The sequence below is a fragment of the Desulfosarcina variabilis str. Montpellier genome, assembly GCF_048565275.1.
In the GTDB taxonomy this organism is placed as follows: Bacteria; Desulfobacterota; Desulfobacteria; order Desulfobacterales; family Desulfosarcinaceae; genus Desulfosarcina; species Desulfosarcina variabilis.
In genome coordinates this window covers 2,706,267-2,729,337 of record NZ_CP159846.1, presented here as the reverse complement: position 1 = coordinate 2,729,337, position 23,071 = coordinate 2,706,267, and the positions used below count along the sequence as shown (strand labels likewise).

Here is a 23,071-nt window from a genome sequence, read left to right as displayed (position 1 = left end):
GTACAATTTGCACGGTTTTGGATCATTGATTTTCAGCCGGGACACGATCAGCCGTTTTTTCGATAAACCCGGCAGGCCTGAAGCGGACCTGGATGGTCGTGCCCCCTGATGCATAACAATCCGACGGTTCACTGCAAAACGGGCAACGCTGGATGTCGCCCGGGCACTGATCGCTGTCCGTCGGGATATGGCGGCAGCGTGTGGAGCGTATCCTTGTATCAAAGCGGTAGCGCTCGGCAAACACGGTAATGCGCAGCAGATCAACGCCCTTACCGCCGGCGTTGAAGTCATAAGGGGATCGCGAGGCATAATCCGCGGTATCACCGGGTGCAAAATAGTGATTGAAAATCAGCTGCTGTTTTTCCGCCGTGATGCCCACCCCCGTATCTTTCACCTCGAGCAAGGGGCCATTTTCGCCGCTGCGGACCACCACCTCAACCCGTCCCTTGTCCGGGGTATTTTCAATGGCATTTTTCAGCAAGGCTTCCACGATCTTCTCTATTACCTCTAATGGTATCCATACCGGCGCCACCTTTTGCAAACGGGTCTCCAGCCGAATGCGGCGGTGAGCAAAACTCGGCCGCAGGGTTTCCATGTGCACCCGAACCAGCCGATTTAGCATCACCTCGCTGCATGGATCGTCGGCCCGGCCAAATTCCCTGTCGATGGTGCGTTGAATGATATCCAGGCTGTGATGGATATCAGGCACCTCCTCAAACAGGGACACGAGCATGTCACGACTGGCGGCCAGCAGAAAAGAGAGAATACCATGGGCACGGTAATGCTGCTCACGCAGCATGTCGCTGATTTCGTACTGCATGTCAAGCAGCCGTTTCAGATTACGATGCATGCGGTCCATCACCCGATCCACCGCTTTGTCCCATCCGCTGGCAAAACGCTTTTCCAGCAGGCCCAGGGAAGCGGAAAGCACGGACAACGGCGTTTTGAGTTCATGGGAAAGGTGGTTGATCACCTGCTCCTTGGCACGGTTCAGCCGGCGTACATTTTCAAAGGACGCTTGAAGGGCCTGGTGGATCCGTGCATTTTCAATGGGCAGGGCCACCACATTGGCCACGGCACTTAAAAGGTCCACGTCGGCCTCGTCGAACATTCCCTCTTGTTTGTTCACGGCACACAGCACGCCGATGACACGCTCCTGGTGACGCAGGGGCACATCCAATATGCTTTTATGTTCAAAATCGGCGTCCATGTCCACCTGGTCGTAAAAATGCGGACTGGCCGCCGTGTCATGAACGATCATCGGTTTTCCAGTCTGAAATACATACCCCGCGACACCCTTGTCTACAGGGAAGCGGATCTCTCGCATGCGGGTGCCGGTGGTGGTATCCAGATAAGAGGCCGCCGGGATGTAAAATTCCTGTCTGGATTCATCAACCAACAGCACCGTGGCACCATCGGCCTTGACGAGTTTTTGGACCTGGCGAGTGATGTAGGTCAGCATGGGATCCAGTTGCCGGAAGCGATGCAGCGCCCGGGCAATCCGGAACAGCGCCTGATTGGTCTGTTCGGCACGACTGCGCGCAGTGATATCCCTAAGGATAATGACCTGACCGGCAGGCTGCCCCCCATCGTCGAAAAAAACCGCCCCGTCCACCTTGACGTCCAGGATACGACCATCCCGGGTCAGACGACGGGTCTGGTAACCATGCAGCACTTTTTCGGTAAACAGCTGTTTCACGCCAGCGCGTGTGCGATGCAGTTCACTGTCGGGCACAAAGGGGATTCGCCGTCCCTTGAGCTCATTAAGGGTCCAGCCAAAAACCTTTTCAAATGCAGGATTAAGGTAAGACACCGTGCTGTCAAGATTGCCGATGAACACCGGCTCCGGAAGAAATTCCAAAAACGCCCGGTAGCGTTGCTCAGCCCTGGCGCGGGCCTGATCGCGTTCGACGGCACATTGGTCTGACGTCGCCGACAACTGCCGGTCGGCAATGGACGTAGCAACATCCCGGGCCGGTGGCTGGCAACCGGCTTTGGCGTCTGAACAGTTTTCAGACGTTTCAAGGCCAAGCTCACTTTTTGGTGCTTTACCAATCATAATAAAGCCGTCTCATAATAAAACCGTCTCATAAAACAACCATCCAGCCACTTTCCGACAGCCGTTTCGCACGCAATCGCCATTTGACATCAAGATATAAATATTGCTATTTTTATCAGCATATTATTAGAAATCAAAGGGGTTGTGTCAAGACTTATCATTACGCGGCAAACCGATCAAATGGGGATCATATAAAAATATGCAATGTCGAAACCGCATTTGGTAATTTTTCGTTTCCCAAAGGAGCGGATATGAATCTTAAAATTATAAGCCTGGCGATTTTTCTGGGGTGGCTGCTGCCCGCCACCGCCCTGGCCCTGACCGCGGAAGAAATTTTGCTGTTAAAACAAAACGGTGTGTCCGAAAAAACCATCCAAATGATGCTGCAAAGCGAAATCGAGGCCCGGCGTGAGGAGGCCAAAGACGATGGCATGGGCATCAAAACCATCATCCGGCCGGGGGGTCGGCCGGCCATTGTCTATTCCACCGGCAGGGATGATCATGCGCAGCACCAGGCCGAGGAGCGCCTGAAGGAGGCGCGGGCCTGGGAGATGCTGCAACACATCATCGTCGATACGCGGAAAACTGAGAATTAAGGGCGCAGGGGGTTGCATTGACCACGGAAATTACGAAATGATCATCGTTCTTTGGAATTATTGCACCACCAACAAGTAATTCTCGGTGGTTTTGGCGCCGGTCGTATCCGCGATACTGATCTCGAGATGGAACTTGCCATGGGGGATTCTGATATTTGTCGCTTTTATTTGCGAGCCGACAATATAAGGCTGAATCGAATTCTTTTATTGGATTTCATCTGTGACCCCCCATTACAGTTCCCATATTGATCGATTAGAGCCTGTTTGATAAATCCGTTTAAGCCCCGCTATCGGCGTTGGAAACTGCCTCAAAATGCTCACATATCATATCGAGCAATGCTGAGTCCCAAGCAACAAAGCAGCAATATCACTATCTCGGCCAGGCAATCTCCAGTGCCTGCGCTGATGGTGTTGATCATGCATCCTCCACCGCCGCCCCCACTGCTGCTGTCTGTCGGGTCAGTGGTCGTGCCGCTGGTATCCTCCGAGATGCCAGTACCGGATAGGGACACAGTGACCGAGGGCGTATCCGGATCATCTGACGTAACGGTCAGCATTGCCGTTTTTACATCCAGAATGGTTGGGGTAAAATCGACGTTCACCGAGCAAGAACCGCCCGCAGCGAGTTGCTGTCCAATACAGCTGCTCCTCAAAGCGAACACAGTATGATTCAATCCGGCCAGAGCAAGGTTTTCAATCATCAGGTTGGCACTACCGCTGTTTTCGATGGTAATTGTCTGGGTTGTCGTTTCATTCAGGGCGGTATCGCCAAAGTCTAAACTGGCGGGAGAAATTGAAATATCAGCAACGGAAGCCGTGTAGGTTCCGCGCCTGTAAATGACGCCGAATTCAGCATCAACCAGGTCTCTGGTTGGGCTGCCCTCAGGCGTCATCATATCTTCCGCCAACGGCTGAATATCCATTGAATACCCGGTGTCATAAGTCGAATCAACCTGCCCGTAGGCGATGGCACTGTCGTCGCCGTTATAACCGGGCACACCATAATCACCGTTTACCGTCCCCACGGCAACGGCATCGCCGGTGATCAGGTTTCCCGCGGCCAGCGTTGAAATGCCCGAGGAACTATCAAACTGGTCCCAGGTCAGCATATGATCGGTAGACTGGCTGATGGAAGGATAACCGATGTCATATCCCGGTGTTGGTGATATAAGGGCAATGGTTTGTTCGGTTTCTAAATCGATGGCATAGATGCTCCAGACACCGGCTTGGCTGCCGTCTTCCAGTTCCAGGATGTTGTAGGCGTCGTATATCAGGTAGCGGTTATCCGATGTAAAATCCATTGTGTCGGCGTAAACCACCGTTTGTACGCTGTAGCCCTCTGTTCCGGGGGCCGTCAGATCGAATACCTTGTCAGTCCCCCCATCCCGCAAATCAACCACCGTGATCTGATTCAACGGCATCGGCCCGTATTCGTCGTCAATGGTGTCTTCATCCACCATGACAAACCCGTAAACCTGCTCATCGGGGCTCATGGCCCCCGAATAGATTTGGCCGCTCATTCCCAGACACGATTCAGAACGTTCTGTATCGGTATCGATAAAACAGGCATCGTTGGCCGTATTCACAAAAAAGGCTGTATCACCATCTCCGGATACGGATGGGCGCGCCCGCCTGGCCGGCTCGTAAGACAAAAAGGTGCCATACTCATTATCGTCCTGCGCGGTTTCTCTGCGCGCCAGGCGGTAGTAACCATCTTCCGAATTCAAAGAGAGAAAAATATAGGAATCTTCGCCGGAAACCGGCTCACTGGAATCTGGATCCGTGGGGGTGGCGCTGCTATCCGTGATTTCCACCGCATCAAAGGCCTCCGCCACCTTCTGGACCTCTACGGAATCGGTACCGTACAGCTCCTCTGCGGATTGAATACATGCCAGACGCATGTCGATGAACTGGGAATTGGTCACCAGGTGGACGGTTTGCGCACGGTAAAAAATTTCCGCAGCCTTGTCTTGGCCGATGGCATCGGTCAGGCCTTCCGCCAACAGATAGAAGGCATGCGAGACGATGGTCATGTTGATGTGCACACCACCATAATCCTCGTCCTGCAGCATTTGCAGCAGTTCGCTTCCCCGGCTATAGTACTCACTCATTTTTGACGGATACGTGTAGTCGTAACCTTGAACAATCTCCACCGATGAGGGATCTTTCAGATTCCGGCTGCTATCGTCATTGAAAACCGTGCCATTGATCCAGTCCGTAGAGCCATTGGTTCGCGCCTCCACCATTTCTCCAAATATATCGGAAAACGCTTCATTCAAGGCCCCAGGCTGATCTTTATACACCAGGTTGCAAGTGTATTGGGTGATCCCATGCGTGATTTCATGCGCCACCACATCCAACGCCGCGGCATAGGATCTGGCGTCACCAAAAAACACCGCATTATATTCGCTGGTCCAAAAGGCATTATCAAAATCAGTCCCCACCCGGACAAAGCCCAGAATATTGCCGCCGCTACCGTCAACGGAATCCCGGTTGTGAACGGTTTGAAAGTAATCATAGGTTTGCGAAAGATTATAAGCCAGACTGACGCCGTCTTGAAGCCACCCGGAATTGCTGCTGGTGGACGTGATGTGTTGGGCGGAAAGCGTCCCGTCATCGGAAAGCGCATTGTTTGCCATGTCAAAAACAAAGATTGCGCCGTCGGTCTGGCCTGATGCGGGCGGATCCGATGAAACGTCAAACATCGATTTGCTGGTGTCGATCATATAGTACAAATTGTCCTCAAACCAGACATTCAGATCACGGGTGGTATTGGTCAGGTCCGTACCAGAACCGCTTTCCCCATCCGTCTTGACCTGATTATAGGCCGTGAGCACGTTGCCGTTGGCCGCATCGACAACCACGATCCAGTCAGCTGACTGACTGACCAGAAGCCTGACTTTCCACGAAAGCCGGTTCGCGTTTGATCCCGGCGCGTAAACGATCAGTTCGCTGTCCACTGCCTCTGGTAATTCAGTGCTTTGAATGTGATCGGTCGCGATCACTTCCGCTTTGTTCTGGGTAACCACGGGGATGTGAACCAGCCGGCGGGGCGTGGCTACATATGCACCATTGACCAAATCGACATCACCGTCCGCATCCAGATGAACATTGAGTTCTGCTGGCCAGACAGGAATCCCTTTGTATTTCTGCGTATATCGGAGGTGGGTGCGCCCTAAATCGTCTGTCCAGTAACGCTTTAGCGCCAATTCCTTGTCTGTATCCGAAATCTTTAAGAGCCCGCTTTGTTCTCGTAAAAAAGCGCGCGCAGTACTTTTATCTCTATTTTTTCCCGGGGCCATGCCTTCCAAGGCACTGCACAGTTTACCCGCCGACCGATCGGTCGTCGCATTTGCCTTCATTTTGATTTGTCGGGGAGTTCCGGCAAAGGGACGATAACGGACATCCAGATCGACGCCGGTCGCTGTAATTGATTTTCCCGCCACGCCGTCTGCTTGCAAGCTTGCATTGGCGTCGGTGGTGTTTTTTGGGATTAGCTGAATTTTTTGCGTTGACGTTTCAACCGTTCGCCCCAATTGTTCCAAAACGGATTGGAACCGTTTGCGAACCGCGTCAACCCGGCTTTCTCCCGCAACCCCTTCAGGTCTGTTCAAATGGTTGACCGGTGTGGCGACAGAGGGGACGTCCGCTTCAGAGGCAATCGGTATGGGCTCAGTTATTTGGGATTTTTCCTGAGCCGCATGGCCTCCTGTATTTGAGAAAACGGATGCCAATAAGACCAAAATTAGAACGATGCATGTTGAACTCGACTTGCAGCAAAATCTCACCACCAACCTCCTTTTCACACCGTAAGAATAAAATTTATTTCATAATGATTTTCCCAGCGGATGGGTTGCAACCCCCACCCTTGTTTTGAATGGCAGACGTTTTCTCCATAATCGAGCCCGTTTGGGCATCGACAATATAATTCCAAGCGTTATCCACACGGATCTCGACATATATCCGGTATCCCAGTTGAGGCGACTTTGGCAATCCGCAATAAACAATCAGTTGCGTGCGCCATTTGCGCCACTTGTCTTTCTCGACTTTTATATCTCTGGAAATGACATCCAGCGCCTCAGATTCAACCAGGGATGCTTTTTGATTGATGGCTGATGGTGTTTGCGTATAGCGGCCCTGAACCAGATACACATCACCAGACTTGTTGAGATGGACGTTGATGTCGGCAGGCCAAACCTCAATGCCTTTATATTGCTGTTTTAATTTGACATGCGTCATGCCAAGGTTATCGGTTTTTATGGCACTCACAATCATTTCACGTGTTGGATCATCGATCCTGAAAAGCCTGCGATAAGCATTGATAAATGCGATGGATATCTCACCAGGCGTTCCGCCTGCAACCGCCCTGCTGTAATCTTCGTCCGTCATCAATGGCGTTGAAAGGCCGTCGCCTTTGAGAACCCGGACGGTTCCATCCGACGAGTCCCTGATCAATTCAACGCCTGCCGGCAATTTTGGATCATTGTCCTGGTTCATGGCGATAGTATCCGTTGGCGCAACGATCTGTTGACAAGCCTGAAGAGAAGATATTGAGAGGAGAAAAATAAAAACTACAAGAGGAAAAGACGAGATAATTTTCAATGCGTTACGGTTATCAGGAAAGCTTTTTTTAAATTGAAACTTGATTTTTCGATAGGCGTATAAAAGCCAAAGAGAAACATTGACCCTTTTGTTGAATGTCATATTTCAATCCTCAATATATGTGCGTTTTACAAATCAGTTTATGCCGGTCAGCTTTGCCCCAATATTGAAGAGAAAAACGCTTGAAATTTTGTTTTGCATATTATCCCTTTACGTACAATAGGTTGTGCTATAAAGAGATGGGTTTTTGTCTCCCTTGGAAAATCTCCATATTATCAATTATAAAAAATAGTTATAAACTTTCTAAATTCCGTTAAATTAATAATTCCGATTGTGAGTATCAGTCTTTGTAGTTTCTATTTCCCAATATGTCAACAATTGAAACAGTTAGATTATGATGAGAGGATCTCATTTTTTTAGCGACGCCATTTAAGCATCGCCTAAAAATCAACATCAATTATTCGAATTTTCAATAAAAGGTAGTCACCAACACCCGACGACTTTCAAACCGCCGATGCTGAAAAAAAATTTTAGATCAACGCTGTAAAACTGGTTGCCAAAGGCGGCTTTTGCCGTTCAAGATGCAAGCCACAAAAATAAAAAGAGGGAATAGCAAGCGGGCATTGCTATTCCCTCTATCAACATTTCTATTCTCAGTTAAAAACGACGACAGTAGCAGATATCAATTATTATCAAACAAAATAGCAACGGTAAAATCAATCCGATTTTGTTGATATCACTCATACCGCTGCTGATTGTGCTGATCATACAACCACCGCCGCCACCATCATCCCCTCCATCATCCCCTCCATCATCTGTGCCATCATCCCCGTCATCGCCTGTGCCGTTGTTTCCGCCGTCATCCGTGCCGTCATCCCCGCCGTCATTTGTGCCGTCGTATCCAGCGACGCCTGAACCGGCTAGCGAGACATCCACCACGGGAGTGTCCGGATCATCAGATCTAACCGTCAGCGTAGCTGTTTTTGAATCGAGAGATGTTGGTGTGAAGTCGACGTTTACCGAGCAGGCACCGCCCGCCGGAAGTTGCTGACCGATGCAACTGCTTCTGAAATCGAACATTGCCTGATTTGCTCCGGTCAATTCTAAATTTCCAATCATCAGGTCGGCACTACCGCTGTTTTCTATGGTAATCGTCTGGGTTGCTGTTTGATTCAGGATGGTATCGCTGAAGTTCACACTTGTGGAGGAAAGTGAGATATCCGCAACAGAAGCCGTATATGTTCCACGCCGGTAAATCACTCCGAATTCGGCGTCAACCAGATCGGTTGATGGGTTTCCTGTGGGTGTGATCATATCGCTTTCGAGCGGTTGAAGTTCCATGGAATACCCAGTGACATAGGTCGCATCAACCTGTCCATAAGCAATGCCGGAATCGTCGCCATTGTAACCGGGCACACCAAAAGCGCCGACCACGGTGCCCACGGCAACAGCATCGCCTGTGATCAGGTTCCCCGCGGCCACGGTGGAAACGCCTGTAGCGGTGTGGTAATTATCCCAGGTCAGCATATGGTCGGTGGACTGGCTGAGGGCAGGATAGCCGATATCATATTCCGGTGTCGGCTCGAGAAGGGCATATGTTTGTTCGGTTTCCAAATCAATGGCATAGATGCTCCAAACGCCGATTTGACTCCCGTCTTCCAGTGCCAGGATGTTATAGGCGTCGTACATCAGGTAACGGTTGTCCGAGGTAAAATCCATGGAGTCCGCGTATACCACCGTTTGAACAGAGTAGCCTTCCGTTCCCGGGGCGACCAGGTCGAACACCTTGCCTGGATCATCAGTGCGCAAATCGATCACCATGATCTGATCCGTAGGATCACCATCATCATCCAGCAGAACAAACCCATAGACCTGCGCATCGGGCGACATGGCAACCGAATGGATTTGATCCGGCATTCCCAGGCACGCCTCTGAACCATAATTATTGGTCGCGATAAAACAGGCGTCGTTGGAGGCATCCACAAAAAAGGCCAGTTCGCCATCTCCGGATACGGATGGACGCGCCTGTTTTACCGGGCTGGCAGACAACCAGCTGCCGTACTCATTATCTCCCTGTGCGGCCTCGCGCCGCGCCAGATAGTAACCGTCATTCTGCCTGTAAGAGACAAAAAGATAGGAATCTTCACCGGAAACCGGATCACTGGGCTCGGGATCAGTGGTTCCATCATCATCAACAATTTCCACCGCATCGAACGCTTCCGCCACCTTTTGCGCCTCTATCGAATCGGTACCGTAGAGTTCCTCGGCCGACTGGATGCATGCCAGGCGCATGTCGACAAACTGAGAATTGGTCACCAAATGGACAGTTTGCACGCGGTAAAAGATCGCCGCCGCCTTGTCTTGGCCGATTGCATCGGTCAAGCCTTCGGCCAGCAGATAGAAGGCATGCGTGACGATGGTCATGTTGATGTGCACGCCCCCATAATCCTCATCCTGCAGCATTTGCAGTAATTCACTGTCGCGGCTATAGAACTCGCTCATCTTAGATGGATAAGCGTAGCCGGCGGTGATCTCCATGGATGAGGGATCTTTCAAATTGCGGAGGCTATCACCAAGAACCGTTCCCATGATCCAATCCGTAGCCCCGGTGGCATGCGCCTCCACCATTTCCCCGAATATATCAGAAAAGGCTTCATTCAAAGCGCCGGGTTGATCCCGATAGACCAAATTACAAGTAAAATTGGTAATCCCGTGGGTGAATTCATGGGCCACTACATCCAACGCCGCGGCATATATATTCGCATCGCCGAAAAACAAGGCTTTAGTATTCCTGTTCCAAAAAGCATTATCTAAACCACTGCCCAAACGGACAAAGCCAAGGATATTTCCACCCTCACCGTCAATGGAATTCCGATTGTGAACGGTATGAAAGTAATCGTATGTTTGAGAAAGGTTATAGGCCAGACTGACACCGTCCGGAAGCCACCCGGCATTGCTGCTGGTAGAGGTAATGTATCTCGCAGAAAACTGACCCTCATCGGGAAGCTCGTTGTTTTCCATATCGAGAACGACAATTGCGCCGTTGGTCTGGTCCAGCGCGGGTGGGTCCGATGCAGCGTCGTACATCGCTTTGCTGGTGTCGATCAAATAGTATCGATCATCCTCATACCAGAGATTCAGATTGCGGGTGGTATTGGTCAGGTCCGTGCCGGCCCCGCTTTCCCCATCCGTATTGACCTGATTGTAGGACGTGAGGATATTGCCGTTGAGCGCATCGACGACCACCAACCAGTCCGCTGCCGGCGCTTTGATTACCCGGATCTTCCAGGAGAGCCGGGCGGCACTGGATCCCGGAGCGTAGACAATCAGTTCGCTGGTCACCGTATCCGGCGACTCAGCGCTTTGAACATGGCGGGTTGCAATCCCTTCCGCACGATCCTGGGAGACCACGGGGGTGTCGACCAGCCGGCGAGGGGTGGCCACATAAGCGCCATTGACCAGATCGACATCACCGTCCGCATCCAGATGAACATTGAGCTCTGCCGGCCAGACAGGAAGTCCCTTGTAAGTCTGCGTGTAGCGAAGATGGGTGTGGCCTAAATCGTCTGTCCAATGTCGCATGAGCGACAATTCCTTGTCTGTATCCGCAAGTTTCAAGAGGCCGCTGTGTTCCCGTAAAAAAGCACGCGCCGTGGAAACATCCCGGTCTTTACCGGGGGCCATGTCGACCATCGCGTTGCTTAGCTTGCCCGCCGATCTGCCGGTCGCCGCACTTGCTTTCATTTTTATCTGTCGAGGCGTTCCGGCAAAGGGACGGTAATGCACATCCAGATCGGCATCGGTCGGTTTGATCGCCTGCCCGGCCTGGCTACCACTTCGCAATTGCGAACCGGCATCGGCAGCGATCGTGTTTTTTTGGGTTTGTTTTATGTTCTGTTCAGCGGTTTCAACAGGTCGTCCGAGTTGTTCCATGGCGGATTGGAACCTTTTTCGAACCGTTTCCACCCGGTTTTCTCCCGCAACCGATTCTGTTGTACTTAAGTACTCGACCGGTGTAGGGACAGAGACTGCCTCCTCTTCTGAAATCAGCGGTATTGGCCTGGTTAGTTGTTGACTTTCCTCAGCCACCAAGCCTTTTGGCATCGAAAAGATCGTTGTCAGAACGACTAATAAAAAAACGATGCACAGCGAAAACGATTTGCAACAAGATTTCACAATCAACCCCCTTTCGTAACCTCAGAGCCTGTTTGAGAAGTCTGGATCAGGCTCTCAATGATAAAAGTTATTTCAAAATAATTTTCCCATGCGATGGTTGACGCCCTCTACCCTGGTTTTGGATGGCTGACGTTTTCTCCAGGATCTTGCCGTTTTGGGCATCCACAACATATTGCCACGCATTATCCACGCTAATGTCAGCATCGATCTGGTAGCCAAGTCTGGGCGAGTCTGACAATCCACAATAAATGATCAATTTGGTGCGAAAATTTCGCAAGTTGTCGATTGCCATGCCCACGTCCTTGGAAACTACACCAAGCGCATCCACTTCATCCAAACGCGCATGTTGAACCACATCCGACGGCGTTTTTGCATAGCGGCCCTGAACCAAATAAACATCGCCATCCTTATTGAGGTGGACATTGATATCGGCGGGCCAAACCTCGATGCCTTTATATTGCTGGGTCAATCGGACATGGGTCATGCCAAGCGAATCGGTTTGTATTTTACTCACTTTGAGTTCATTGATGGGATCTTGCAGCTTGAAGAGCCTGCGATAAGCATTGATGAATGCGATGGATATCTCATCAGGCGTTCCACTGGTGACGGCCTTGTTAAAATCCTCATCTTTCATCAATGAGCTTGTAAGACCGGTGCCTTTGAGGAGCCGGATGGTCCCATTTGACGGGTCCCTGATCAGTTCGACGCCGGTTGGCAATTCTGGAATACCACTTTTTTGATTCATAGAAATAGTTTCCTTACTGTCGGCTTTCAGTTGGCAAGCTTGTAGAGAAGATACCGATAGAATAGAAAAGAGAAAGACGAGCGACAAAACCGCCAGTTCTTTTCGTGCATGATGGCAGCCAACGTAGCATTGGGTTATTTGGCCTTTAATTTTGCAGCAGGTGCTTGAAAGGCAAAGATAATATTTTACGCTTGTCGTGAATGTCATATTTAATCCTGAAATATATGCGTTTTACGAACCAGATTCGCTTGATTTGTACAGAGTCATTCATTTGCAATAATTAGACGGAAACCACAGCGACTTTTGTCGTGACTTTTTTCATATGACCATCCGGCAGTGAATAATTTCTCAACCGACGATGTCTTTTTTCGGTTCGCCATTTGTCTATAGGGTTTGATGCTTCAGAAAGTTTCCGGCTTTACCGCCGGTCCATGTGAGGTGGGCAGTGCCCACCATCAGCATCGAGCCATCGGGTGGCCGAAACGGTCGTTAAAACAGCCCTGGCATTATTAAACGGGAAAGAGGTAATACGATGATCAATTGAGAAGGGTTGGTGTTGAGTAAAGGTGGTTTTCCAGCGAATTGATGGCCGTTTTGATATCCTCGCATCCGTTGGCCTGCTGGCCGGACTCACGGATCTGCCCAATCGTGTTCTTTATGGTCATCACCGTTTGCATAAAGATATGTTTCTCGATCTCGCCTGTAGCGGATTGGTTAATATCATCATGCAATTTAAGGGCAATCATCTCTTGATCGGACCAGAACGTTTCCGAAACCGGTTTTTCGGAAATGCAAGCGCACTGAAGCAGCACCGCCCATCGTCCCAAGCTATTCAGGGGTGAGGACAACGCTTCCTGGTCCTCCGCTTGATTGGTTGTTTTGGTTTGGCTCAGTAAACGGGCGCGCCCTTGGGCAATACCGGCCTTGAACGCCATCAGCGCATCAGATTGCGATTGTTCTTCGAATTGTGGTTGTAGCTGGGGTTGGAATTTCTCCATTGCTTTGTCTTTGTCATCGTCGGCAAATGAATCATACCGGTCAATCTCATTGGGGGATGTGTCCGTGCGAGATTCGGACATCCTTTCAGGTTGAAATTGTCCCAAATCTTTTGCGTCGCCTCTGCTGACAAATGAATTGTACCGGGCAATGTCACTGGATGATAAGTTCATGTAGGATCTGGATATCATTTGGGGAAGCTTATCCTTTTGGGGGATTGTAACGACCAACACTAAGCAGGTCGCCACGGCAATGCCGATCCCCGCACCGGTAAATATACGACGCGGTGTCAATTTTTTTAGCGTGTGAAGGATTTTTTCTTTCCAGGTAACCTTACGAAAGCTCATTTCCTCCAATACAGATTGAATCATCAACCAATGACGCCGGCATGCGGTACAGTCGTTCAGATGCGCCATGATCGCTTTGTGTTCATTTCCCTTAAGCCGGCCTTCTGTAAAGGCCGCCAAGTCTTCAGGATCAGGGCAATCACTGGATTCAGCGTTTTCCTGGGATAATACCGATAGCATAACATGCATATAGTCTTGCATGTCGTCCTTCCGCTTTTCAATTTGATTTTCAGGCATTTTCTTTTTCATCGAAATTAGGTTCTTACAATAGAGACGGAAAGATCGTCCTAATTTGGCGGTGGTTTCGACGACAATTAATGCATCGGCAATAAAAAATGGCAATGAACATATTGTAAAATAATGTTGCTTCTTGTCAATATTGCACGATTAAAGATAGGCTTCCAACAATCCGGTAAGCGAGGTCTTAATCCTTTCTTTAAGCCGTCTGAATTGGCCGTGGATCTGGTTTTGATTGCGCCCCAACCGTCTGCCGAGCGTGCTGATCGGTTCGCCATCGATGAAATGTGCGGTCAACATCAATTGTTCCTCTTCGTTGAGCCGAACACGTTCACGGATGGCACGGATCAGGGCGGCCAGCTTTCCATCGTCCATTTCATTTTCATTTGGACAATTGGAAGCCGAGGGGCTAAAAAATACATTGGCCATGGCCTGCAGGGCAATCCAGCGCTCTTTGTTAATGGCAATGTCATCGGGAGCGGGATGGTCAGCAAAAAAATCTGGGTTGGCCATACCATCATGTTGGTCGTCGTCAAACGAAAATGCAGGGCCGCGTTTATGGCCGCAGTTAGGAATCCTGGCCACAATTTGCCTGGCGGCGTTTTCCAGCATCTTTGCATCCCATGCGCATGTGTCCCTGCCGATCATGGTCTCTACCGTTTCGTCTATTGAATATCGTTGACGGCACAGGGATTTGAAAAGTTCCTCCCACTCGCTTCCCAGCTTCTTAACCCATTGGGGTGGCGTGATTTTGCCGAACTTCATGATCGCAAAATCCTCCAACAGACGGCACCAGACACAACCTAAATAATAGCGAAACGATGATTTTCCTTTGTACGCGCGAACGCGGCGCCAATCATCTTGAACCAGTTTGTCAAACGCATAGGAATAGGCTTCGTCAGCTAAAATCATATCCGAAAAACGTTTCTCAGTCAGTCGCCTGAGAAACTCGTAGTTATCATAGACCTCTTTCACTGTGCATTCCTTGATCATGTGTAAGGTGCGCGGGTCATCACACTTCACAGATATGGTCCGTTTTGGCAGAATCCGCATTGGACAAACCAATCCGCCAATTTCAGGGCATCCCGGCGTTCTTGTGAATACCAGACGGTTGAATATCCTGAACGGACATGTGACAGATCAAAATTTTCGCAATTATATAGTACCCATCCAGAAATGGCTAATTTGCCCGATATCGGCGTTGCGCGAAAAATTTTATCCTCGGAATATCAACCATATGCACCCCAAGGGCACTTCCTTCGGGCGCCTCCGGTAAAATTTTTCGGGCGCCTTGATCTCGACCAAATTTTCCTATTTCTGGACAGACACTATCTAATGTTCAACATCAGGATTCAACGAAAAAAGATTCGTACACACCCACCGCATTGATCGGGCGGCTGTTTTTCTTGCCTAAACTGGGCGATTCAAATTCTGGTATGCATGAAAATGGGTAAGCATGGCAACACGATAGCTCATTATTGCCTCCCAGAATTTGAATTGCCCAGTTCAAGTCTTGTTATTATCACAGGATATTTAAATGCAGGAAAGCAAAAAATGTACAAATGTTACAATTGGCCTATGAATTTAGAATTATTATAAATTTCAGTAATATCTCTCAAGCAAAGCCTTGCACGATGCCACAATGTGATAGGATATATTTTTCTCAATATGGAATTATTCCCATAATTATTAAGTATTTTCCTTCAACGCTGATTGGCACGGATCCCTTATAACCAATTATTGATCAAAATAAACGGTGCCCAGTATCCAGGATGGCTTCGAAGCGGATCATCCAGCATTTTCAATTTTGCCTGCCGGAGTGCCTCGGACCGGGATACTTTGGGATGGCATATCTGCTGATAAAATTCAGTAATCAGCTTTGCCGCAGCCTGATCATCCACTGCCCATAGGGTTGCAAGAGCACTACGCGCCCCGATTTTAATGGCAATACCAGCCAGTCCCAGTGCGGCTTGGTCATTCCCCATGGCCGTCTCACAGGCGCTGAGGGTTAACAGTTCCAGCGGCTTTTCGCGGAAACGGTACAATCCAACCAATTCGGAAAGGTCGTTGAATGTGAGGCGTTCATCGGCGGTTAAAATAAAACTTTCCGCAACCGTATCGCTAAACGTTCCATGGGAAGCGATATGCACTATATTGTATTGATCTTTCTGAAGGGCTTCTTCAAAATTCTCCAATGAAAACTGATCGTCGATTAAAAGCTTGGAACGATGCAGGGATGAAATCGCCTGTAACTCTTCCCCCACGCCGGGAAGGGCTTGAAATCCCTGGTGCGCGGACTGTATGCCTGCAGCCAAGACCCTGATTTTTTCAGGATTCATGGGCGTTGGGTCCGTCAGGGTGAGCCCCGGTGTAATCGCGATTCCATAAGATTGAATTAAATACGTCGAACCGTCGTAAAGAGCGCCCATGGGAATGCTTCTCAGTGCGCCATCCGGAACAAAAACCAGTGTTTCCGCTTGGGATTGTCTAAGGTCCGCTGCCATTGGTCGAATAATCCAGTCATAAAGGTTTTTCGCTTGTATGAGACAGTAGTCGGTGGCCTTGATCTCCAGGGATTGCCGAAACTTATCTACGGTACGCATGACAATCTGTGAATCGATTACTGTCTTATAGTGACGAATCTTCGCTGTAGGCATGCCCGGCACATCATCATGGTTGGCTGCATTAGGAAAGGCGGCGATAATTTCCAACCGGTCAGACAAAAGGATGGGGTAGATCACCACGGCCTTGTCGAGAAGTTCGTCCACAGCTTTGGTTTCAATGGCTGCCTGACCGAGACAATCGTCTTTGAAATAGTCCCGCAGTTCGGAGACCTTTCGTTTCTCAACCACCTCCCGTGCCATTTTCAAGCGTTCTGTCTGTTCGCTGACTGTCAGATCATCAACATCTCTCAACAGCACATCTACATACATGAGGTACAGTTCATTGGCCGCTTTTCGCAAATCCCCTGTATACATGCCATAGCAATTGGAAAGTTCGTCACGTATCGACGCTAACGTTAGTATTGCATCCTGATATGCCGCGAGGGCTTCTTGAATATGGTTTTGATCGGTCAGAATGCGCGCACGTTCCCATTCCCACCGGTAACGCGATTCAGGAGCGCTTGCTTGATCGGCCCAATAAATCGCCTCATTCGTCAGTTCGCTTGCCTGCTCAAGCTGTCCTTCTTGATGGCACAGACGACCTAAATTCCCGATGGCATAGGACAATAACCGTGCATCTTGAAAGTTCCGGGCGCTCTTGGCGGCTTGCAAGAACAAGCGGTTCGCAGCAGAGAAATTCGTCGAGGCTGTTTTGGGATACCGCTCGCCAAGATCCATAAATGCCAACCCCAGATTGATCTGGTTGAGAATCTTATCCTGGCTGTTTTGCAAATCCGCCAGGGATGCATCGGCTTCCTTGAGCATGGCGCGGGCGTCGGTAAACATTGCCGTAACAGTTTTTTCCCCAGCAATTGAAGTATCGATACCCGTTCGGCTGTCGAATACAGTCGTGATCCCACGGCTGCGTGAAACGCGTTTGGTTTTCGCCGGTTGATGGGAGTCGGTTTCCAAATCACTATCTGAGAGATATGTACCGACCTTCTGAATTGAATGGCTTCTATTCTTATATTTTAGATATTGATCGGCATCGGCGATGCAAACCCTGGCACCATTGGTCAGGGCGATGGTTTTACGTAGCGGCTGGCCATTTTGCTCGGCCAATAATGCGCTGGTCCGGTACTCGGCAAGCGCTTCGGTATAGCGTTGCGTGCTGCCAAAAAGGTTTCCCAAATCATTGTGGACAGCTATCAATACTGAGGGAAGACCGTTCTTTTCCGCCAAAGATACGGCTTTTTGCAGGTTCGCTTGAGCACCCTCAACATTTCCGTTGGAGTGGTCGAGATTGCCCTGCAGCGCATAAACGCGTCCGAGCCGCGCTTGATCCGCCATTGTCGAAGCGAGTTGCTCAGCGATTTGCAGGTTTGCCGCAGCCTTATCCGTATGCCCCAAAGAGAGGCAAACGTATGCGGATCGAAGCAAACTGTCGCAATGGCCGGCCATATCTCCATTCTGCTCAAACTTGATCGCGGCCTGATGATATAGCATGTAGGCCTTTCTCAAATCCCCGCGTAGTTGACTGTTGCCGCCTTCATCGAAAAGGACTTTCGCGTCACCAGCCTCCAGGTGGTTTTGGCTTGGGGATGAATCGATTGTTGCCGGCCTTGATGCACATGCGCTCAAGAATGTGAAGAAACAGAGAAAAAGAAGGCTATAGCATTCAAGATAATGTTTTTGGGCTGCGTTATCGGTCGTCGCGGTATTGGTTATACAGCTTCCTCCCTCTGGCCTTGCCAAAAACATTATCTTAAACACTATATAAGACCATTTTGTATGCGTGATTCTCATGCCAGACAACCTCATTTAAAATCCCGAAACAGCCAACTGAAAATGGAATCCATCATGCTGCAGCGTATCCCCATCGTTCTCCACGTCTTCAAGCTGATGCCCCCAATACACTTCCAGTGCCGTGGAAATGGGAAACGGGTCGGTCATCATTGTCAACGCCCAGCGCAGGCCGACCCCCACACTGAAGATGGTCCGTGGGTCCGGCGTAGACGCCTCTTCGTACCATGCTTGGCCATAATCAAAAAAAGGTGCCACCTGCAGATAATCCGCCCAAACGGTGTTTTGAATCAGCGGGATTCTTATCTCCAGAGAGGCGACGACCCCATTGTCCCGCACCAGTTGGTTTTCCAGATATCCCCTCACGGAATAGCGGCCTCCCACAGGTATTTGCTCCAACGCCAAAAGCGGTTCGTTACTAAATTGAGCGTCGGTGCGCAGGATGGTTTGAATGTCTAACGGATCAATGATGCCGGCCCATTGAAACTGTCCCAGCCAGGCAAAGAACTGTCCGTCGGGTTCCTCGTTGTCATGCTGGGTTGCATCAAGGGTATCCAATCCCCATGAAAAACGAGAATTAACGGCAACCACGTTTTGCCGCGTCCGATAAAGGTACTCCTGAAAAAAGCGCAGGGCAGCGACAGTGGATTCACCATCCTCGGTACCGGCGGAAAATGAATAGGGTGTTCCCATGATCCATGACTGACTGTGGAGCCGCTCGCCAATCAATCCTATTGCGAGTTCATGGCTGGTCGTATGCCAGACGGGCTGGCGCAGTCTGACTTCATAAATTTCCGATTCGCTTTCGATATCCAGGTCCTTAAACTGTTCCTCGACTATATCAAAATCATTCTTCCGATAACGCAACCCCAATTCGGTATCCCATGGTGTGAAAGGAATCTGATAGGCCACATCGACCAGCGGGTCGAGTCCCCGTGATCGCCCGTAGGTAAAACTCAATCGGTCACCAAGGCCTGTCAAGGAACGATGCGCCAAAGCGATGAGCCCGCGTTCGGCACCCACGGAAGGGGATTGATAATTGTTGAATGCAACCCAGACATCCACCGGAAGACGCTCCGCCACCTGCAACGCCAAGACACTTTTTCCGGGGGCCATGCCCGGTTTCAGCTCGGCCTGCACGCGCCGGATCATGTCCTCCTGCTGAAGCAGTTGGAGGCGCTGTTCCAAATTGGTTATGTTCACCGGTGGTCCGGACGCCAACTGGACACGACTCCGATAGTACCAGTCACGCAGCCACCGGTTTCCGGAAATATTGACTTCCGTCAATTCCCCTTCAACAATCACAAAAGTTACCACCCCATCGGTTACGGTCTGGTCCGGCAGCACAGCCCCTGAATTGATATAGCCGTTTTGGATGTAGTGAAGGGTCAGGTTGCGACGAATCTGCTCAAGGTCCTGGTAGTCTAATTGTTGGTTGAGAAAAGGCTTGGTGATTGGGGCTAGCTGCGCATCGGAAAAGGTTTTGTTCCCGATAGTCCGTATCTGTTTGGCCCAAACCTTTATTCGCGGACCGAGCTGACTCTGTTCGCCGGACCCTATATCCTCATCAGGTATTTCAGGCGGGGTAATTGTCGGCGCGGGAAGCACATCCTCATCATCCTTTAAAAGGGGGGCTTGACGGTCTCCGGATCTAAGCGTGGGATCAATTCCGGGGCGTTCCTGGGCTACCAACGGTGATGGGAAGATAAGTAAAAGAAAAACAACCAGGGTACACCCCAAGCGGGCTGCGGATAATCGGATACGGAATGCCATTGCACTTTTTCTCTATTCAATTCAGTTACAGGTGTTCAGATACGACCAACAGTTGGCAGATCAGCACAGTCTAAAACGTCAACAGCGGACTTTTTTGAAGCGAACCCGGCTGCACGGGTAAGGCATCACGCCCTTTAACGGTAAAACTTCCGTAGTCACCTCCCTGCACACGCGCCTCGCATGGTTCTTTCAGCAGGTTGGTTGCACTTAAAAAATTCTTGGGAAGCGGTTTGAGGCTGCCACTCAAATTGCTGAACGGCGCACGGATATCCACCATGCCGTCGATGCCCAATGCAGAGGAGGCATCGACGATGCTGCTCGGATCCGCCAAGTAGCCGTCGGCCGTAATGGCGATGTTTCCGCCGTTGCCCTCGAAGGCATCGGCCTTCAGCTGCGAATCTTTCAAGACCACATTTTTGGCTTGCAGATCCAAGTTTCCACCGGTGGTATCTTGACCACCTCCTACGCTGGTGGAGACCCCGCTCTCGCTCAACCAAATCCTGTCCCCGGCAATGATGCGGATGTTTCCGCCATCGGCCATCGCCGCTTCTGTGGTGATGGTGGACCGATCCGCATTTACTGAACCGGACACCTGCAGGTTGATATTCCCTGCATTGCATGTGCCGGTGCTTTTGGCATAGATATCCGCCCCATTTAATAATGTGATATTTCCTGCGTTGATATTGATGTTTCCACCTGTTGCTATTTCCGCTTCGGTGTAAATAAGTGCGCTATTCTGGATGCGTAAGTCCTCAGCACTTACCTGAATTGATCCGGCATCACCTTCACCTGTACTATTTGCCCAAAGGCCGGTTGTATAAGCGTTTGATCCATTTATAAGAATATTTCCAGCCGAAACCTCAAGCACACCTCCCTTACCAGTGCCCGAAGTTCCAACAGACACATAACCGCCTTTTGATAGATGCATCGTGTCTTTTACTGTGATATTGATATTACCAGCGTTACCTGTTTCTGAGCTGCTTGCATTATAAGATACAAAGCTGCTTGTAGAAATGGATGACAATTGCAGCAGGTGTTGGTCGTCAGGATCTCCCATTACAGCAAGTTCATTTGTTTCGATGAAAATGTCTCCTCCATTTCCAGTTCCAGACGTGCCGGAAGTGATATTCGCACAATTCAGTAAGGTCAAAGAATTTGTTCTGATTTGTATGTCGCCAGCATCACCAGTTCCACTAGTACTATTGTAGATACCCGAAGAATTATTGAGTCCCAAGCTATCCAGCCCCCCCACAAACAAGACATTCTCGGCTACAAGGTCTATCGAACCAGCATCGCCACTTCCATACACGTTGGCTTTAATAGTAGAACCATCGAAAGCCTCAAGCGTTTTGGAACGAATGGATATATCGCCAGAATCGACATTTCCCCCGCCCAATGGCGACCCCCCAGTGGCGCTGATAGTACCATTATCCAAGTGGATGGAGTTTGCCTCTATCAATAGAGACCCAGAATTTCCTACGCCATAGTCTTTTTCGCTTGATATGCTACCGTTCCGTATTTCACAGGAATCCGTCCATACTGAAATATCACCGGAATTTCCTGAACCGTTGGCAATCGATTTTATACCTGGTGATAACTCTTGGTCATCACTGCCATCAATCACCAAAGACCTACCTGATTGGATCTGTATAGATCCACAGTTTCCTTGGCTAAACAAACCAGCCGAAGTTTTAATCGAAGATGATTCCCTCACCAAGATGCTATCGGCAGCATTGATCCGAATGGATCCAATATTTCCTGTGGTATATCCATATTCATATGACGATGCCTCGATAGAAGATTGACTTTCCAGCGTGAGTGTTTGGGTATTGATGCTGATATCCCCACCATCTCCCTGATCATATACCTTACTTACTATTGAGGAGCCTTCCAACCTAAATGTTTGTGTATCGATAAGGATATCCCCGCCAACGCCCTGATCGTAAGCGATGAGATCAATCGATGAATCATTTTGCATTACAAATTCATTGGCTTTTATTCGAAAGTCACGGCCCTTATCCGATCCCAATGAATATCCTAAAATATAACTGTTATCAGACAGTTCCAGTAGTGATCCTGACTCTATATCCAAGGCATAATCATAGGCATTTTCTGTCTGTGTGCCGTCTGCTACTACGGAGACGGCATTGAGTTCTATCCGGCCGCCCCTAATAATTACGGTTCCGGCCGCATCAGAAGCATGGTTCAAATCGGCAAGCGCCGTATTAGATATGTTGACGCTGCCTCCCTCACCACCTGAGACACTCAGGACTTCCGGAGCTTCGAAATTCACATCGCCAGCTTTTCCAACAGCCACTATTTGTATACGGCCGTCGGGAGCAGTAATGTCTGCACCGTTTATCCTGATGTCACCTCCTGTTAACGCAATGGTTTCACCAGAAGGTGCGGCTAAATGAGAATTTCGAACTTCAATATCTGCTGGATTGTCAGTCAGAAAACCAAAGGCCTCAGGTCGGGCCACACTCAACACGCTTTCCCGAGTCGGGTCAGCCTGAAACAGGGTACCATCGTCAAAACGCAGATAATCCGCAGTACTGGCGTGAAACGAGCCGTTAATATCCAGTTCAGCGGACGGGCCGAATAACACCCCACTTGGATTCAAAAGGAAGAAATCGACACCATCGATGGTTGATCGGAGCATGCCGTTAATGTAGGAGGGATTGCCACCGGTTACCCGGCTGATGATATTACTGATATTGATACCAACCGGCCCGCTGAAGGTAGCGCTTTCTCCGGATTGAATGCTGAATTCTTGGAAACTGTGAAAAAGGTTTGAACCGTGTATCTGTCCTAAGTCAGAGGTAACGGCATAATCAGGGCCTGTTAAATCGATCGCAGGCCCCAGCGAACCGTCGGTGCTGACTTCAGCATAACAAATATCAATGAAAATCTGAATACTTAAAGTAATGAGGAATATTAAAACAACACATCGAGAGTTATGAAAGCAATACGAATCCACCATATCCACCTCTACTTTTTCTCAAATTGACGTTACTTTGTAAAAGAAGTATTGAGAAATGTAAAGATCTTTCTTAATTGATGTAAACAAAGAAAAAGATAGCCCTTTTGATAGGCATTTATAGTGAGAGGCGAAATGGATCAAACAGATTGAT

Annotated in this window: 11 protein-coding genes; 1 reads left to right on the top strand and 10 read right to left on the bottom strand. The window is 49.5% G+C overall.

Annotated elements, in window-relative coordinates; genetic code table 11:
- Positions 1-22: 22 nt before the first annotated feature.
- A complete protein-coding gene (locus Dvar_RS12210; RefSeq protein WP_419661980.1) occupies positions 23-2,059 on the bottom strand; it encodes a GAF domain-containing protein in 2,037 nt (678 codons plus the stop codon).
- A 251-nt stretch (positions 2,060-2,310) separates the two neighbouring features.
- On the opposite strand from Dvar_RS12210, the gene Dvar_RS12205 reads away from it, so the two are divergent.
- Complete coding sequence (locus tag Dvar_RS12205; RefSeq protein ID WP_419661979.1) at positions 2,311-2,655, top strand: hypothetical protein; 345 nt, start codon at positions 2,311-2,313, stop codon at positions 2,653-2,655.
- Between the two features lie 317 nt (positions 2,656-2,972).
- Here Dvar_RS12205 and Dvar_RS12200 read toward each other — a convergent pair whose 3' ends face one another.
- The 9 genes from Dvar_RS12200 to Dvar_RS12160 all read right to left on the bottom strand — a co-directional run bounded on the left by Dvar_RS12200 (position 2,973) and on the right by Dvar_RS12160 (position 22,920).
- A complete protein-coding gene (locus tag Dvar_RS12200) occupies positions 2,973-6,269 on the bottom strand; it encodes a M4 family metallopeptidase (RefSeq protein WP_419661978.1) in 3,297 nt (1,098 codons plus the stop codon).
- A 208-nt stretch (positions 6,270-6,477) separates the two neighbouring features.
- Positions 6,478-7,152 (bottom strand): hypothetical protein, encoded by a 675-nt coding sequence (locus Dvar_RS12195; RefSeq protein ID WP_419661977.1) that lies wholly within the window; start codon positions 7,150-7,152, stop codon positions 6,478-6,480.
- Positions 7,153-7,914: 762 nt separating this feature from the next.
- Positions 7,915-11,361, bottom strand: a complete 3,447-nt coding sequence (locus Dvar_RS12190) for a M4 family metallopeptidase (protein WP_419661976.1) — start codon at positions 11,359-11,361, stop codon at positions 7,915-7,917.
- A gap of 139 nt (positions 11,362-11,500) precedes the next feature.
- A complete protein-coding gene (locus Dvar_RS12185) occupies positions 11,501-12,178 on the bottom strand; it encodes a hypothetical protein (protein WP_419661975.1) in 678 nt (225 codons plus the stop codon).
- A gap of 536 nt (positions 12,179-12,714) precedes the next feature.
- Positions 12,715-13,758 (bottom strand): hypothetical protein, encoded by a 1,044-nt coding sequence (locus tag Dvar_RS12180; protein WP_419661974.1) that lies wholly within the window; start codon positions 13,756-13,758, stop codon positions 12,715-12,717.
- Positions 13,759-13,908: 150 nt separating this feature from the next.
- Positions 13,909-14,733, bottom strand: coding sequence for a hypothetical protein (locus Dvar_RS12175; protein ID WP_419661973.1), 825 nt, complete (start codon positions 14,731-14,733; stop codon positions 13,909-13,911).
- A 752-nt stretch (positions 14,734-15,485) separates the two neighbouring features.
- On the bottom strand, positions 15,486-18,167 hold the full coding sequence (locus Dvar_RS12170) for a CHAT domain-containing protein (RefSeq protein WP_419661972.1): 2,682 nt from the start codon (positions 18,165-18,167) through the stop codon (positions 15,486-15,488).
- Positions 18,168-18,182: 15 nt separating this feature from the next.
- Positions 18,183-19,937, bottom strand: coding sequence for a ShlB/FhaC/HecB family hemolysin secretion/activation protein (locus Dvar_RS12165; protein ID WP_419661971.1), 1,755 nt, complete (start codon positions 19,935-19,937; stop codon positions 18,183-18,185).
- Between the two features lie 70 nt (positions 19,938-20,007).
- Entirely contained in the window at positions 20,008-22,920 is a 2,913-nt protein-coding gene (locus Dvar_RS12160; protein WP_419661970.1) for a filamentous hemagglutinin N-terminal domain-containing protein, read from the bottom strand.
- Between the last annotated feature and the right edge of the window lie 151 nt (positions 22,921-23,071).